Annotated in this window: 18 protein-coding genes; 13 read left to right on the forward strand and 5 right to left on the reverse strand. The window is 67.2% G+C overall.

All coding sequences use genetic code 11. From position 1 onward, the window contains the following. Together ACIRC0_RS39155 and ACIRC0_RS39160 are read right to left on the reverse strand one after the other, a co-directional pair. Positions 1-345, reverse strand: a 345-nt coding sequence (locus tag ACIRC0_RS39155) for a transposase (RefSeq protein WP_403626751.1), incomplete at its 3' end; no start/stop codon positions are given. Positions 346-650: 305 nt separating this feature from the next. Then, entirely contained in the window at positions 651-1,328 is a 678-nt protein-coding gene (locus ACIRC0_RS39160) for an HAD family hydrolase (protein ID WP_403626754.1), read from the reverse strand. Between the two features lie 119 nt (positions 1,329-1,447). On the opposite strand from ACIRC0_RS39160, the gene ACIRC0_RS39165 reads away from it, so the two are divergent. The 7 genes from ACIRC0_RS39165 (at position 1,448) to ACIRC0_RS39195 (ending at position 6,277) form a co-directional block, all read left to right on the forward strand. Beyond that, positions 1,448-2,659 (forward strand): helix-turn-helix domain-containing protein, encoded by a 1,212-nt coding sequence (locus ACIRC0_RS39165; protein ID WP_403626757.1) that lies wholly within the window; start codon positions 1,448-1,450, stop codon positions 2,657-2,659. 98 nt (positions 2,660-2,757) lie between these two features. Further along, positions 2,758-3,144: a hypothetical protein gene (locus ACIRC0_RS39170; RefSeq protein ID WP_403626760.1), complete on the forward strand. Its 387-nt coding sequence runs from the start codon at positions 2,758-2,760 to the stop codon at positions 3,142-3,144. 218 nt (positions 3,145-3,362) lie between these two features. Further along, positions 3,363-3,749 (forward strand): hypothetical protein, encoded by a 387-nt coding sequence (locus ACIRC0_RS39175; protein WP_403626763.1) that lies wholly within the window; start codon positions 3,363-3,365, stop codon positions 3,747-3,749. Continuing rightward, positions 3,746-4,255, forward strand: a complete 510-nt coding sequence (locus ACIRC0_RS39180) for a hypothetical protein (RefSeq protein WP_403626766.1) — start codon at positions 3,746-3,748, stop codon at positions 4,253-4,255. Before ACIRC0_RS39175 ends, ACIRC0_RS39180 begins: the two co-directional genes overlap by 4 nt. Beyond that, positions 4,252-4,800 carry a DUF6415 family natural product biosynthesis protein gene (locus tag ACIRC0_RS39185; protein WP_403626769.1) on the forward strand — a complete coding sequence of 183 codons (549 nt, stop codon included), beginning with the start codon at positions 4,252-4,254 and terminating at the stop codon, positions 4,798-4,800. Before ACIRC0_RS39180 ends, ACIRC0_RS39185 begins: the two co-directional genes overlap by 4 nt. A gap of 190 nt (positions 4,801-4,990) precedes the next feature. Further along, complete coding sequence (locus ACIRC0_RS39190) at positions 4,991-5,155, forward strand: hypothetical protein (protein WP_403626772.1); 165 nt, start codon at positions 4,991-4,993, stop codon at positions 5,153-5,155. Positions 5,156-5,374: 219 nt separating this feature from the next. Further along, positions 5,375-6,277, forward strand: a complete 903-nt coding sequence (locus ACIRC0_RS39195) for a TauD/TfdA family dioxygenase (protein ID WP_403626775.1) — start codon at positions 5,375-5,377, stop codon at positions 6,275-6,277. Between the two features lie 139 nt (positions 6,278-6,416). Here the strand turns inward: ACIRC0_RS39195 and ACIRC0_RS39200 are convergent, their stop codons facing one another. Beyond that, entirely contained in the window at positions 6,417-7,190 is a 774-nt protein-coding gene (locus tag ACIRC0_RS39200; RefSeq protein WP_403626778.1) for a glycosyltransferase family 2 protein, read from the reverse strand. 66 nt (positions 7,191-7,256) lie between these two features. Between ACIRC0_RS39200 and ACIRC0_RS39205 the strand changes: the two genes are divergently transcribed. Genes ACIRC0_RS39205 through ACIRC0_RS39215 form a run of 3 tightly spaced genes read left to right on the forward strand, consistent with a single transcriptional unit; the run spans position 7,257 to position 11,043 of the window. Next, a complete protein-coding gene (locus ACIRC0_RS39205; RefSeq protein ID WP_403626781.1) occupies positions 7,257-8,501 on the forward strand; it encodes a nucleotide sugar dehydrogenase in 1,245 nt (414 codons plus the stop codon). Between the two features lie 47 nt (positions 8,502-8,548). Next, complete coding sequence (locus ACIRC0_RS39210; protein ID WP_403626784.1) at positions 8,549-9,952, forward strand: hypothetical protein; 1,404 nt, start codon at positions 8,549-8,551, stop codon at positions 9,950-9,952. Next, entirely contained in the window at positions 9,934-11,043 is a 1,110-nt protein-coding gene (locus ACIRC0_RS39215) for a glycosyltransferase family 4 protein (protein ID WP_403626786.1), read from the forward strand. The genes ACIRC0_RS39210 and ACIRC0_RS39215 overlap by 19 nt, the downstream gene beginning before the upstream one ends. A gap of 57 nt (positions 11,044-11,100) precedes the next feature. Here ACIRC0_RS39215 and ACIRC0_RS39220 read toward each other — a convergent pair whose 3' ends face one another. Continuing rightward, positions 11,101-11,607, reverse strand: coding sequence for a DUF6584 family protein (locus ACIRC0_RS39220; protein WP_403626789.1), 507 nt, complete (start codon positions 11,605-11,607; stop codon positions 11,101-11,103). Between the two features lie 62 nt (positions 11,608-11,669). On the opposite strand from ACIRC0_RS39220, the gene ACIRC0_RS39225 reads away from it, so the two are divergent. Beyond that, the gene (locus ACIRC0_RS39225) at positions 11,670-12,176 is read left to right on the forward strand and encodes a GNAT family N-acetyltransferase (RefSeq protein ID WP_403626792.1); all 507 of its coding nucleotides are present in this window, start codon (positions 11,670-11,672) and stop codon (positions 12,174-12,176) included. Between the two features lie 320 nt (positions 12,177-12,496). Here the strand turns inward: ACIRC0_RS39225 and ACIRC0_RS39230 are convergent, their stop codons facing one another. After that, positions 12,497-12,967, reverse strand: coding sequence for an ATP-binding protein (locus tag ACIRC0_RS39230; protein ID WP_403626795.1), 471 nt, complete (start codon positions 12,965-12,967; stop codon positions 12,497-12,499). A gap of 166 nt (positions 12,968-13,133) precedes the next feature. On the opposite strand from ACIRC0_RS39230, the gene ACIRC0_RS39235 reads away from it, so the two are divergent. Next, a complete protein-coding gene (locus ACIRC0_RS39235) occupies positions 13,134-13,418 on the forward strand; it encodes a hypothetical protein (protein WP_403626798.1) in 285 nt (94 codons plus the stop codon). 115 nt (positions 13,419-13,533) lie between these two features. Next, positions 13,534-14,385 (forward strand): SDR family oxidoreductase, encoded by an 852-nt coding sequence (locus tag ACIRC0_RS39240; RefSeq protein ID WP_403626800.1) that lies wholly within the window; start codon positions 13,534-13,536, stop codon positions 14,383-14,385. The last annotated feature ends 486 nt before the right edge of the window (positions 14,386-14,871 follow it).

The following is a 14,871-nucleotide window of genomic DNA, read 5'->3' on the forward strand; positions in this document are numbered from 1 at the left end:
TATAGCGAGGCAATAGCCTTCCCGAACCCGACAACCGTCCCTGACAGCCAGGCCGCTTGACACCAACGGCGCATGGGATGTCTCGTTCGCCCGCCTCAGCTCGGCGATCTCCTTCTTCATCGCCTTGATCTGCGCGGATTCCTCCGTCGTCGTCCCCGGCCGGGCCCCGTTGTCGATCTGGTCCTGGCGGACCCACTTGCGCAGCGTCTCGGTCGTCCCGATGCCCAGTTTCACTGCGACCGCTTTCATCGCGGCCCACTCTGTGTCGTACTCCGGACGTACCTCGGCGACCATGCGGACCGCTCGTTTACGCAGCTCAACTGGGTAGGGGGAAGGACGTGCCATGACTCGATCCTCTCAAATGATCGAGTCCCTATCGAACCCGGAACGGTTCAGCAGAACTTCGTCCAGGGCGGGACCGCGGTCCGCTGGGTCGACAACGCGCTGACCGTGCTGCAGCAACTCGGCGGCATCGCACGGAACGTCGGCAGCATCCTCGCCAACGTCTGGCAGGCGGCCAACGTCCAGGGTGGCGGTCTCCTCGCCAACCTGCAGAAGATCACTGGCTCTTTCGCCGCGTTCGCCGAGTCGATGCTGGTCAGGCCGCCATCGGGAACAAATGGGCTACAACGCCTGACGACAGGCCCGGCTCACAGGATGTCTGCCGTGACGAGCTTGAGGAGCGCGGCGGTGTCAGTCAGGTCGTGGATCACGGAATGGGCGCCGGCCGCGCGCAGCTCCTCCGCCGAGCTACGGCCCGTGGCGACCGCGATGACTCGTACTCCAGTCTCAAGCCCGCCTTCGACGTCTGCCGGGGTGTCGCCGATCAGGGTGGTGTCCGAGGCCGAGGAGGACGACCGGGCCAGTGCCAGCTCGACGAGGGCCGGCCGGAGGTCTGCGTCCTCGCCGTACGCCCCGCCGTCCCACAAGATGTGCCGATCGAGGCCGAAGACGTTCAGCTTGATCTCTGCTACCGCGCGCACGTTCCCGCTGACCACGGTCTGCCGTACGTTCGCGGCGGCGAGGGCCTCGAGTGCTGCTGCGGCACCGGGGAGGGCATGGCCTCGTTCCCGCAGGTCGTTGGCGCGCCGGATGTGTTGCGCGGTGAGCGCTGCCGCGAACCGCTCGAAGTCGGCTCGGTCTGTGGTGAGGCCGTGCAGCTTCGCGGTCTCCCGGAAGATCACGGCTTCTGTAATGCCGTCAATCTTCGCTTGCTCGCGCATCGGCTGACCTGTCACTTCCTCGAACGCTGCTGCGGACAGCTCGCGCCCGACGCCGCGCGTGTCGATGAGAGTGTGGTCGATGTCCCACAGGACGAGTTGAGGCATGCGGCGGGCCTTTCCGGAACCGAACGTCTAGCTGGGGTAGCTGCGAGTCCCCCGATCGTTGCGGAATGTATCCGCAAAGGGGGCTGCCCGTCCTACCCTGACGGGATACGGGAGGGCGAATGGCCGATTCACCGAAGCTGCCCATCGGGGCGCGGGTCAGGTACTACCGGCGAAAGCACGGTAACCGATCACAGGCCGCGATTGCGGGCCTATGCGGCATCACAGAGCGGTACCTGTCGCTGATCGAAACGGGGAAGCGGACGCCGTCCCCCGATCTTCTGGCTCGCCTCGCCGCTGAGCTGGACGTTCCGCTGGCAGCCCTCCTGTCCACCGACGCGCCTTCCAAGAGTTCAGCCTCGCTGACCACGGCACCCGACATCGCCCGCGCACTGACGGGATACGGCGCGTCCCGCGCTGGCCCAGCGGCCACACCCGCCGACCTTCGGGAGCGCATCGAACACGCGTGGGGTACCTGGCAGAGCAGCGAGGAACGGTTCACCGACGTCGAGGAACTGCTCCCGCCTCTCATCGCCGACGTCGAGCACGCCGTCCGCTTCTACCGCACGGGCAGCGACGCCATGACGCGCCGGGAAGTCCTATGCGCGGCAGCTGATTTATACGGCCTGCTGCGCTCCTACTGCCGGCGTACGGGTCGCCTCGACCTGGCCCTCATGGTCGCGGACCGGCAACGCCGAGCCGCCGAGGACGCGGACGACCCGATCCGGCTGGCAGCCGCCCACTGGAACCTGGGGCACTGCCTTCTCTCCCAGGAGGGCGGCGCGGAGGAAGCCGGCGAGGTCGCGCGGCTCGCGACAGAGCAGCTGCGGGACGTCCCGGACAGCGACGAGAAGGCGGCCATGGAGGGAGCCTTGGAACTCGTCCAGGTCGTCGCGGATGCCCAGCGCAAGCATTGGTGGGACGCTCGTGAGCGCTTGGCCAATCGGGCAGCACCCCTCGGGAAACGTGTCGGGAACTCCAACATCCAGTGGACCGTGTTCGGGCCGACGAACATCCACCTGCACGCCCTGAGTATCGAAATGCTGGCAGGTGAGAGTGCGGAAGGCCTGCGCTTGGCCGACGAGGTGGACGTCTCTCACCTCCCCAGCAGGGAACGCCAGTTCACGTTCACCCTCGAACTTGCGCGTTGCTACGACCTGCGCCGGGAGGACGCCGCGGTCCTGGTGCACCTCCTGGACCTGGAAAAGCTGAGTCCGGAAGACATGGCGCGCAGCTCACTCGCGACCGACATGGTGACGGGGCTCCTGCGCCGCGCACGGCCCACCTATCGCCGCCAGGTGGCGGACCTGGCCTTGCGGCTCGGACTCGCCTAACCCGAACTCATAGTTCACCCGAACTCTGAGTTCGGGTTGGTGTCTTCAGCTCGCCCTACCGTCTGGCACACAGCAGCGGCGACGAGATGAGGCGCACCGTGACGACTGAGTTGCCATGTGTCCTTCCTCGCCCCACGCCCGTCCAGGCGCCCGTGGGCTCGGAGGCGATCAGTGTTGGCCGGTATTACGGCCTTCAGGCACTGAACCGGTTGCGCTCGCCCGGCACCGTAGCCGTCGACCCAGCCATGCCTGGGGTGTACTTCTTCGTGGCGGCCGGCTTCACCGCAACGTGGCCCGCAGCTCCCGCCTGCGGTGCCGTCAGCATCGCCGCGGAGTTCGTGCTCCCGCCGGCGGAGCGGCGGACGCCGCCCGGCCCGTACTGGCTGGTGCCACCACAGCGAGGAACCATCCGGCTTACCGACGGGAACGCGCTGCTCGCCGCACTCACCGACGTCATTCCCGATTGGGCAGAGGCAGCATCGTGACCAGAGCAGAAACCACGCAGATGACCCGATCGGCCCCGGACGTGCCCGACACCCGCGACCCGGTCGCTGCCGCGCGTGCCTACCTGGCGCTGGGGTGGCCCCTTCGCCTGGGTCACCGGTATCGGGCCAAGCGCGGCTGTACGTGCGGTGACCTGAACTGCCCCACGCCCGGAGCGCACCCCCCGCCTGCGCCGCTGCGCCGGATCACGGAGGACACCGTGGAGGCCGCGCTGGAGTCCGCTCCGGGCGCGTCGCTGATTGTGGCAACGGAGCGGTTTGACGCCGTGATGCTGCCGCGAGACATCGGTATGGCGGCTATGGTGCACCTGGACCGAAAGGCCCGTATGCCGTGCCTGGTCTACGACTGCGGCGCGGTCGCCCTTCTCGTCGCCGCGAGCACCGGCCGCCACTGCCGGGTCGATGAGGCGGTGGAGGTCCGCACCGGCCCTGATGGATGGGTCGCCCTCCCCCCGAGTCGGGGTGTGCGGTGGGACAACCCGCCCTGGGTCGATGGCACCCGTGAGCCGTGCCAGCTCGTGAGCGGCGCGGAAGCTACCGACGTCCTCGCTGAGTGCTTCTCGATCCGGTGGGCGGTGCCACGATGACGCGCCGTCTGATGGCCCCGCCGGAGGAGGCGGTCGCGGAGTGGTTGTTGACGTTCGCGGTGTGGGACGAACAGCGGGCCGTCGAGGAGTGGGCGACGGAGGGCTTGACCCTCATGCGGTGCGGTGGGAAGTTCTGCGCGATCCGCGTACCGGTCCCGCTCGTCGAGGCCGCGGTCGACAGCCGGATCCCGGCCGAGGTGGACGCCTACCTTGCTGAGGCCCTGCATGGGGCGCCGGTGATCCGCTGCAATACCGGTCAATGGGTGTACGTCCTGGTCCGGTCGAGCGTCGCAAAGTGGTGGCGTGATCCGTATGCGGAGTGCGTCGGCGAGGGCCACCACCTTGGCGTGCCGCGCCCGGACCTGGTCCGGTACCCGGGCCGTACGGTCTCGTACTGGGCAGTGCCCATGTCCGAGCCCGGCCGCCTGGGCAGCGGTGAGGCCGTGTCCCAGCTCGTCGTCTACGGCCGGTTCCGGCAAGCGGCATCGGAGGGACAGGGCCAGTGACCAGTGAGAAGGCGCCGATCGACGCCCAGCGGGTCCGCGAGACGTACGACCGTGTCCTGTGGGGCCCGTCCAGGCCCCACGATGCCGAACTGGACAAGCTCCAGGACTTGCTGACGGGCCACGTGCAGCTCCTCATCCCGGAGGTCACGGAGATCGCGGCCCGTATGCGTGGGGAGTGGCGGCGCACGGCCGTGCACGTCCTGGTGCGAGCGCATCACCTCCTGGAGAACGGACCGGGCAACTCCCCGGCCACCAAGGCCTCCCACGCCTACGACCTGGCCATCAGCGCCCGTGCCCTCCTCGCCCTCCACCAGAACCCCGGCCCGCTCGGGCAGCCCACCGGGAAGGGCGAGATCGAGGAGGCCGTGCACCGGCGGGTGTGCGGCGTGTGCTCGGAGCCGATCAAGCCCGGGCAGCCGTACGAGCGAGCCGACTTCGAGGGCGAGGCGGGCGGCGCCATACGGGGCTACCGCCACACTGAGCCCTGCACCGACGACGCAGAGGCGCCTCGGGAGCGGCTACACCTCGTGGAGCGGGCACAGTGAGCGAACGCACCCGAGAGGTTCTGTACGTCCTCGTCCTGGCAGCGCTGATCGTGGCGCTGGTCGCAGGCATCAGCACGCGCTGAGGTCGGGATTTCCCTGCCCCCTGGAACGCCTCCCTCCCCGCCACCCCCGTCGGGGAGGGAGGCCCCCGCTCATCCGGAACCACGGGCAGCAGTCTGAGGAGACGTTCGTGACCACCCATGTTTCCGTCGCTCCGTTGCGCGAGGCCACCAGCCCCGGCGTGGCGGAGGTGTTCGTGCACTCCGTCGCCCAGATCCACCAGGCCGCAGCCGACCTGTGGCCGGGCCTGCCAGTGGGCCTGGAAGGCCACTTGCCCAGGCCACCGGTCAGGTAAGCCCCCGGTGCTGGGGACGCACCCGACTGCTCTCCGACGGCACAAGGTCCCTCCCGCGCCCCGGGTTCCAACGGGCGTCCGGGCGAGATCGCTTGAGAAGGTCCGCGCTCATGTCCCGGTCGTCGCCGGCGTGCGCGCTGTGCAGTCCGGCGATCCAGTACCGGCTGGTCGTGCCGTCCGAACGACGCAACAAAAACCTAAAGAGACAGGGAGCTCCGCGTGTTCATCGACATCCCGAGCGAACTTGAAGCCGCTCTGATCGATCTTCCTCTTCCGACGTGGGAACTGGACGGTTCGTTCCTGGCGACGTCCACCATGGAGCGGTATCGGACCGAGCTGATGGCCACCCCTCGGTTCGAGGAGACCGCCGCGACGCTGCGCCAGGCGCTGACCGGGGAGGGCGGCGGATACGCCGTGCTGCGCCTGGGGAACCTCGCCAAGGCGCTGGGGACCGACGACGACCGGTTCCTGCGGCTGGCGACGGCTTTCGCGGCTGAGGTGGCGGTCCCCTTCTCGCCCTTCCCGCGGTGGCCCCTGTGGAAGGACATCGGGGTCAAGGTCGACAAGGACCCTGGCAAGTCCAGCGGCATCGGGTACAACGCCTTTCACATGGACCTGGTGAACGGGACCCTGCCCCCGGACTTCACCACGCTCCTGTGCATTCGCCCCGACCCGCTCGGCGGCGGCCCCAGCATCCTCTCCGACGCCCACGCGGCGGTGGCGCGGCTGTCGGAGGACAGCCGCGCCCTGCTGGCCGAGTCGGCCTACCACTACGGGACCTTCTTCGACCTGTTCGGCGTGGGCGAGGAGTGCAAGCCGTTCCCGATCCTGGACGGCTCCGACCCGGGTGAGGGGTTCGTCCGGTTCACCGCCAAGATGTTGGAGGGGTCCCAGCTCGGCCAGGCGCACGCCGACGCCGCCAGGGAGCTCGCCGAGGAGCTCGTCCGGGGTCAGGTCTCCTTCATGCTCCAGCCCGGGGATTACCTCATCGTGAACCAGCGCCGCTTCCTGCACGGTCGGGAGGCGCTCCACAGCGGTCAGGAGACCGTCCCGGTCGCCGAGCGGCGGCTGCTCCTGCAGTTGTTCCTGCGGGCGAGGGCCGGCGATGGCTCGGCCGCGTAGCTGGCCGACGACACCGGTGACTCACCGATTCCCGTCCCCGGGTCCAGCCTTGGAGCACGTGGCACGGCCACGAGGCGGGGCCTGGTCGGGCACTCCCGGAAACGGTCGCGCACCGGGCTCTCCCGGGACGCGCAGAGACCTATATGCGGGAGTTGCGCAGCGACTGCCACACAGCGCCGGCCAGCGCCCGCGTCGCCCGGGGGACCGACAGATGCTCGTGCTCGCGGTACAGGGCCCAGTTGTATTGCACGAGCGACAGCTTGTTGGAGGACAGCGATCCCGCCTGGTGGGCCCTGTACACCGCAAGCGGCTCATCCAGGCCCCGGGCGTCAGCGCCGTCCCGCATGATCGACAGCCAGAGGGCATAGTCCTGGCGCTTGCGCATCTCGGGCATCAGCCTCGTGCCCAGAGCATTGCGGTCGTACATGGCGGTGAGGGCACCGATGTGGTCTCGGACCAGCATCGCGCGGTAGTCCACGTGCTCCCGAGCACGGACCACCCGCCCGTTCGGGACCCAGTCGGTGCTCTCGCCCTCGTAGTCGGCGTCCATCTTGAAGTACGAGGTGAACGTCAGCGGCGCATCACCTTCCGCGGCGAAGGCGAGCTGCTTCTCGGTCTTCTCCGGAAGCCACATGTCGTCGCTGTCGAGAAAGGCGATGTAGTCCCCGCGGGCCCGCTGAATCGCCAGATTGCGGGCCCGGCCCGCACCGCCCCGTTCGGGTGCCGACTCCGGCAGAACGCGCTCGTCCTGCTCGGCGAACTCGCGGAGCAGGTCCATGGAGCCATCGGAGGACTGGTCGTCGGTCACCAGCAGCTCCAGGTCGCTGTGGGTCTGCGTGAGCACCGATCGGACGGCTGCGCCGAGGGTGGCTGCCGAGTTGTACACGGGCATCACGACGGACACCAGGGGCACAGCGCTTCTCCTTGCCAGACCAGGAACGACGGTCCATTCAAGCACCGCAATCGAGTAGGAGCTGTCATGCAGATTGTTGTCGCTGGTCAGGGCTATGTGGGGCTTCCCCTGGCCGTACGCGCCGCTGAGGTGGGTCATCGCGTCGTCGGCTATGACGTGGACACGTACCGCGTCCAGCAGCTCGCCGCCGGCCAGTCCTACGTGAGGGATGTGGACTCCTCGCGGCTGCGCGCAGTGCTGGACTCCGGGGCCTACTCGGCGACCGCCGATGCTGCCGCGCTGGCTGGCTTCGACATCGCGGTGATCACAGTGCCGACCCCGCTGCGGGACGGCGTGCCCGACCTGACCTACATCGAGTGCTGTGCCCGGACGCTGGGCAAGCACCTTCGCCCCGGCGCGACGGTGGTCCTGGAGTCCACGTCCTATCCCGGCACCACCGAGGAACTGCTGATTCCGATCCTGGAGAAGGCGTCGGGCCTCAAGGGCGGGGTGGACTTCCTGGCCGGCTTCAGTCCCGAGCGGATCGGAAACAAGCGGTGGTCGTTCGACGGGACGCCGAAGTTGGTGTCCGGAATCGACGCCAAATCACTCGATGTGATCAAGGGTTTCTACGACGGCATCTTTCAGACCACGGTAGCGGTGTCCGGGACGAAGGTCGCCGAGTTGGCCAAGCTGATTGAGAACACCTTCCGGTTCGTCAATATCTCCATGGTCAACGAGATGGCGATGCTGGCCGCTTCCCTCGGCGTGAACATCTGGGAGGCGATCGACGCCGCCGCGACGAAGCCGTTCGGATTCACGCGATTCACTCCGGGGCCGGGGGTCGGCGGGCATTGCTTGCCTGTTGACCCGATGTTCCTCTCGTGGAAGGCCCAGCAGGAGCTTGGCGTCCCTTTCCGGTTCGCGGAACTCGCCGCCGACGTGAACCGGCACATGCCGGATTACGTTGTCCGGCGTCTCGTGGATGCCCTCGATAAGCGCGGCATGCCCGTCAGGGGATCTCGGGTTCTGCTGCTCGGCCTGACCTACAAGTACAACGCCACCGACCTTCGCAATTCCCCTTCGGCACGTGTCGCCGAACTTCTCACCGGCCTCGGTGCCGAGGTCCGCGGCGCCGAACCCAACGTCCCGGACGGCACCGAGCTGAACGTGCCCCAGGTCGATGCGACCCCGGACGAGGTAGCCGCCGCTGACGCAGTGGTTCTTCTCATGGACCACCCGCGATTCGACCTCCCGATGATCGAGAAATGCGCGACCTATGTTCTCGACTGCCGAAACCGCCTTTCCGGAGTGAACGTCGAGACTCTTTAGCTTCCAGCCTCGGCCCCGCCGCCGATCCTTCATCCCTGGGAGTTGTCTTGCGCGACGAATGGGAACATGCTCACACGGACTACACCGTGCCCGCGCAGCGTCACATTCCTGCCTCGCTGGCCGAAAGCGAGAGTGACTGGCGCGATTACCTGGAATGCTCAACCCCCAACGGCTGGCTGATACGGCACAACGCCATGACCGAATTGCTCGTCAGCGGACAGCCGATGTACCTGCTGCACGCCACCAAGGACATCGACGCCATCCGCGCCAGCCGGGAGTTGCACGTCTCCACCGGATGCCTGGTCGGGGCCCTGTACTGCTCGCCCCTCGCCAGTCAGCGCGAGGGGCTGCGCCCACACAACCTCGGCACCTACCTGATGCGGACGAAACCCTCCACCACGCCCATGGTCTTCGAGGTCACCCCGGATGCCCCGATCCCGCCCAAGGGCGTGGACTACCTGCATCTCGGTGCCATCCACCTGCGTACCTACCTGCGCTATCAGAGCTTCCTCACCCCGGCCGAGAACGACCAGCTCGACCGCGTTGTCCTGGCCGGGTTGCGCGCCGCGGCCGTGTTCCTCGACAGCGCCCTGCGCAACGCCGCCGGCCATGCCACTCCGGCACCCGAGTTCATCGACCAGTTGTCGGACGCCGTGGCCCACGTGCCGTTCCTCGGTTACCTGTACTTCGAGGTCCTGTCCGAATACCTGATGCTCCACTCCGCTACTCCAGAGACCAAGACCTACGCCCAGGCGGGAGAACTGAACAACTGGCTCTATAAGCGAATCGCTTTCGCCGTCGTGGACGGCATGGACCAGTTGTTCGACTTGGCCCGTTTCAATCCGCGCCATCACCGGCTCGTTCAGATCATCGAAGGCATGGAACCGACTCTCGGGCCGGGAGTTGCCGAGTACGTCCGGAGACGCCTGTCCCACCTGTTCGCCCGGACTGCGCTACACCCGTCCCAGGACGCGGCATCAGTTACCTTCCAGGGCGCCGATCTCAGCACGCTCCGGAAAGGCGCGCCTGGACTGATCGGCCAGATGATCTTCCGCGAGATCCGGTACATGCCGCGCTACCGGCAGTTGTACCACTGCTTCGAGAAAGCCAAGGCGCTAGAGGCATGGGATTACTGGAACAGTGAGGGAATCCCCACCCCCTTCAATGGAATCCTCCCCAAGGGGGAGATAGGGTTAAATCCCGTCTACCCCCGATCGGTAGTCCGGGTATGGACAGCGGAACAGGACAGCAAGGGTTACTTACATCCGGCCGAGGAAGTCACGGCCGTCTTCACGCCGCACCTGGCGTCGTGGTGGGCGCCTCCCCGTCTGCGCGAGATGCAGAACGCCACCGATGAATCACGAGTCGAGTTGGCTTTGGAAGCCCGATCTCCGTTTCCCGCCCAACGGTCATCCATGAATGGAGTTTCCGCATGGCCGCAAAACTCCTGAACATCCTGACCGGCATCAACCGCACTGCCGAGCCTGCGTCCGGGAGCATGATCCTCGTCAACGATCTGTACGGCGCGATGCCTGACGTCCACACGACCTTCCTGGGGCGGGCGCCGGTCGATCAGGCTTGGAAGGCTGCGTTTGAGCGGCTGATCACCCTCTCCACGACGAAACGCCCTCACGGCCCGGACTTCGACCATTACGCTGACGAGTTGACGCGTGAGGTCGGTGCGCTCATCGAGCAGATCCAGCCGAATGTCATTCACGCCCAGTACCTCGGGTTCGCTCTCAGCCTGGCCTTCACCCGCACCGCCGGCAACATCCCGATCATCGCCATCGCCCACGGCCCCGACGTAATGGTTGCCGAGCACAACGCATCGGAACGCGAGGCCATGAACGAAGTCGCTGCCGCAAGCGCCGCGATCGTCGCCCCGACCTCCGCCCTCGCCGACCGCATCGACCGTCTCACCGGGCGCCGATTTACCGATCGGCTCACCGTCATCCCGTGGGGCATCCCGTTGAGCGATGCCCGGGTACGCGATCAACCGCCTACCGAAACCGGCCCCCTGTCTCTTGTGCACGCCGGCCGTCTGGATGACAATAAATCCACGATCACCGCCGTCGAAGCTTTCGCTTTAACCGATCAGCCGCACCACTTGACCGTGATCGGCGAAGGAAGCGTGCGGGAGTATCTGCAACAGCGAGCTATCGAACTCGGGCTGCAGGACCGGGTTCATTTCGATCCGTTCCTGCCCCGCGCGGAACTGTGGCGCCGCCTGCCGACATTCGACGCCTTCGTCTTCACGACCAAGGGTCTGGAGGCCTTCGGGCTCGTCCTCATTGAGGCCCAAGCCCACGGACTTCCGGTTGTCTACTCCGATCTTCCCGGTGCGAGGGAAATTCTCGGGAGCACTGGCGCTCCCTACACTCCTGGCGACCCGCGCTCGCTGGCTGTGGCCCTGGACGAGATGGGCCGGGACTTCCGCCGGCGCAAGACGCTGACCAAGGCGGCTCTCCATAACGCGCGCCGATACGACATCACTACCACCGGCCGCCAGCTTCGCGAACTGACGCTCCGCGTCACCTCCTAACTCCGATGTTGCGCTCATGCTGACAGCTCCCCGCTGCCGAGCTGTCCACCGCGGCCTTCAGTCGAAGAGGGCAACGAGTCCGTTCACCCAGATCGCGAGGAACGCAAGGACCGCTATCAGGCATCCAGCCCCTGCCAGGAAGTCGGCGAAGGCGTTTCTCCTGCTGTCTGCCTGTGCGGCAGATGGCACTGCGTCCCAGTCGACGGGGCGTCCCATGGCATCGGAGCACTCTGCCCGTACCGATGCCAGTTGCTCTCTGGCAAAGGTGGTTCGGGCAAGCGACTCTGAGCCCTGCCATGCAAGTGCCCGCATGCGCTGCGGAGCCGTGTGGTATCTCGCTGCGAAAGCGGTGGTCTCATCTGCGTCCCGGTCCTGTTCGAGGTACATCCAGCGGCCTGCTTCTGCAGGCTCTCCGTACAGGCGGTACACCTCGGCCAGGCGCCGGCGAAGCATCAGGTCGTTCGGAAATGACGACACCAGCCCACGCAGGCGCTGGCGCGCGACGGGGACTCGGCCAGCGGCCAGGTCTGCATCGACTCGGGCAAGGGTGGCTCTCAGAGGCATGAACGCATGATCGGGTACCAGGTGCTGTGCGGGATCCTGTACGTGCTGCACACGGACATCCAGTGGGAGTACCTGCTCGCGCTGACGCGCTCGCCGCGGCCGATGTATGGCTGCGTTTCTTCGACGCCGCGGTGCCGTCGGTGCGTCGTGCACACGACGATGCAGAGGTACGGGACTGGTTCTTACGCGTTCTTGTGCCGCAGTACGAGACCTGGGTCGCGGCCACCGAGAACAGTGTGGTGGGGGTCTTGGTGCTCAACGGCCCGGAGCTGAAGCAGCTCTACCTCGATCCAGCGTGGCGCGGGCGGGGGCTGGGCGATCGGTTCATGTCCCTGGCCAAGCAGCGCCGGCCAGACGGGCTGGCGCTGTGGACGTTCCAGGTGAACAACGCGGCGCAGCGGTTCTACGAGCGGCACGGCTTCGTCGAGGTCGAGCGAACGGACGGGCTGCGCAACGATGAGCGAGAGCCGGACGTCCGCTACGTCTGGCAGCCCCGGGCCGATCTGCCATGGTGGCCCGGGCTGGATGGGACACACTGCCGTGAAGGCGGTCACCCGGGCTCCGGGTGACCGCCTTCACGGCGAGCCATGACGCGCAACGAGCTGGGCCGTGCACCAACTCGGATGACGTGGTGCACAGCCGAGCACTGCTGTATCAGAAAGGGGCAAGTCTCCAGGCGGGCGCCTATTGGCCCTGCGGCGTGCGTTACCGCTGGTCAGCCGGGCATGGCGTCAGCGCCGAGTCAGCCGCTCGGCTTGGTGAGCGGCGAGCGAACAGAACAGAACGGAAGGTTCGCCCGTGAAGCTGCGATCCAAGATCAGCGTCGCGCGGCAGGATCGCCGCGTCCCTCGCTGGCGCCGATCGATGTACCGAGCCGGCGGTCACCTGGTCACAACGCGCGGTCGGCCACGTCTCTGATGGGGTTATCGGCGAGATCGACCGTTGCCCTTATGCGCTTGCCCACCGGTTCGCGGTGCACCTCAAAGCTCCGGCAGAGCGCCATGACGATCTCCAGACCGTGCTGTCCCACCCGGACCGGATCAAAGCCCTGGACCACGGGTAGCCTGGGTTCGCTGTCCCACACAGTCACCGCGACGGCGCCCCCATCGGCCTCCAGCGTCAGCAGATACGGACCCGGGGCGTACTTCTGGGCGTTGGTTACCAGCTCGCTCACCACCAGCTGCACATTGCCCATCGCCCGGACTTGCACAGGCACCCCGTGCACGGCCTGAAGATCCCGCAGAAACGACCGGGCGTATGCACGGGCCTCAGCGATCGCCTCCGTGCCCTCGAACGCGGCAGAGACCGCGATCGACTCACCGGACAGCGCCCAATCCTCGCCGTCAGCAGCCTGCTTCATAAACCGCCTCGCCCTTGCAGCCCCCCTGGCACCGGCCCGATTACCCCAAGAATCCCGCCACAGACGCGGCCGATGGGTGATCTAGGGCGCTACCACCGTTGCGGCAGGAGCGGCCAACGGTGGATCGGCTGCTGCGCATGGTACTGCGCGGTGACAGGATCGGTGCATGGGCACCGTCACGGACTGGGTGTACCGGGTGTTCGAGCCGCACGGCTCCGAGGGGTGCGGCCCCGAGCGGTGGCACGGAGCGATCACCGCGCCCGACTCGGTCGAAGGAGCCAGGTTGGCCCTCGGCCGGATCGTCGGCGACCTGATGACCGAGTGGGAGGAGATCGGCCTCCACCACGCGATGCACGTGCGGGTCTTCCTCTGGCACGACGAGGAGGACAGCGCCGAGGAGCCGGACTTCATCGTGGAGGTACGGCCCCGGTCGGACTTCGACGCAGAGTGACCAAGCCGATCCGGATCCGGATCAGATCCGGATACAGGCCCGGGGGCGCAGATAGATGGATCAAGAGATCCGGGCCTGCGCCGGTGCCCGCTCTTGCCGGTCTACCGTGTCGCGCATGACAGCTTTGATCATCGGCGGCAGCGGCTTCCTGGGGGCCGAGCTGATCCGGCAGGCGACAGCAGCCGGTCACACGACGGCTGCGACGTACCACGCGACGAAGCCAGGCGACGCCTCCCAGGCGAAGTGGTACCGCCTTGATCTGCGGGACGCGGGGCGCCTGGACGCCGTCATGGCTGAAGTGAGTCCCCATCTGGTCGTCAACGCATCCAGCCACAAGGCCGACTGGGCAGTTACGGCGGCGGGGCCCGTCCGGCTTGCGATGGCCGCGGCGAAGCACGGAAGCCGCCTGGTCCACGTCTCCAGCGATGCAGTGTTCTCCGGTGCCCGAGTCCACTACGACGAGACCTGCCTCCCTGACCCCGTAACGCCGTACGGGGCAGCGAAGGCGGCGGCGGAGACCGGAGTCCTCATCGTGCACCCGGGGGCAGTGGTAGCCCGCACGTCGCTGATCATCGGCCACGGGCGTTCCGTGCATGAGCGCGCTGTGCACGAACTCGCCGCCGGCACCAGTGACGGCGTGCTGTTCACCGACGACATCCGTTGCCCAGTGCACGTCGAAGACCTGGCCGCCGCCCTTTTGGAGCTGGCCTCGCGCGAGGTGTCCGGCATCCACCATCTTGCCGGGCCGGACGCCCTGAGCCGTCACGAGCTCGGCATCCTCATCGCCAGGCGTGACGGTCTCGACACCTCCCGCCTGCCCGAGGGCCTGCGGGTTCACAGCACACTGCCCGGCGCCCTCGACGTGCGCCTCGACAGCCGGGCGACCCAACGGAAACTGACCACCACACTGCGCGGTGCTCGTCAGTTCTGCACCCAACCGGTGACCGCCCAGCCCGTCGGCCCATGAGCGAGCGCCCCCATCAGAACCCAGCCGCTCTACCGTTCGTCGCCCAGCGGAGCAGGCGCCGCAGCACATCCTGGCACCCCTTGCCTCGCCTTCCACCTGCTGCTGACGAACGGCTCGCCTCGAGAAGGAGGAAGGACAGGAGGGCTTGAGCGGTCGACAGCGAACCGGATTCTTACGGGAGCCACCTGCGGTAATCCGCTTGACGCGCAGTCTGGTGGACGTGGCAGGCTTGCGCGGTGATTGTCGACCTGTCCCCCAGTTACCTGACCTGGGACGACGTGGGCCGCGCCCGTCATCCCTGCCACAGCGCTTCGGCGCCGCAGGTCGTGCTGTCACTCGGGCCCGCCCAAAGGCTCCCCCCGCCCCGCCCTGCCCATCGCTGAACCGGCGATACTGACTTCGGCTCGTTAGGGTGATCCGCCTCAAAGTCCCAAGTGATGCCGAGCGGTTGGTTGTATCTCCTGGTGTGTGAGGTATGCGGATGGG

This window comes from Streptomyces sp. NPDC093984 (assembly GCF_044764595.1).
Taxonomy (GTDB): Bacteria; Actinomycetota; Actinomycetes; order Streptomycetales; family Streptomycetaceae; genus Streptomyces; species Streptomyces cynarae.

Coding starts and splice junctions, on each gene's coding strand:
- ACIRC0_RS39160 (WP_403626754.1), bottom strand. CDS start 1,328: ATGCCTCAACTCGTCCTGTGGGACATCGACCACACTCTCATCGACACG.
- ACIRC0_RS39165 (WP_403626757.1), top strand. CDS start 1,448: ATGGCCGATTCACCGAAGCTGCCCATCGGGGCGCGGGTCAGGTACTAC.
- ACIRC0_RS39180 (WP_403626766.1), top strand. CDS start 3,746: ATGACGCGCCGTCTGATGGCCCCGCCGGAGGAGGCGGTCGCGGAGTGG.
- ACIRC0_RS39205 (WP_403626781.1), top strand. CDS start 7,257: ATGCAGATTGTTGTCGCTGGTCAGGGCTATGTGGGGCTTCCCCTGGCC.
- ACIRC0_RS39215 (WP_403626786.1), top strand. CDS start 9,934: ATGGCCGCAAAACTCCTGAACATCCTGACCGGCATCAACCGCACTGCC.
- ACIRC0_RS39220 (WP_403626789.1), bottom strand. CDS start 11,607: ATGCCTCTGAGAGCCACCCTTGCCCGAGTCGATGCAGACCTGGCCGCT.
- ACIRC0_RS39230 (WP_403626795.1), bottom strand. CDS start 12,967: ATGAAGCAGGCTGCTGACGGCGAGGATTGGGCGCTGTCCGGTGAGTCG.
- ACIRC0_RS39235 (WP_403626798.1), top strand. CDS start 13,134: ATGGGCACCGTCACGGACTGGGTGTACCGGGTGTTCGAGCCGCACGGC.
- ACIRC0_RS39240 (WP_403626800.1), top strand. CDS start 13,534: ATGACAGCTTTGATCATCGGCGGCAGCGGCTTCCTGGGGGCCGAGCTG.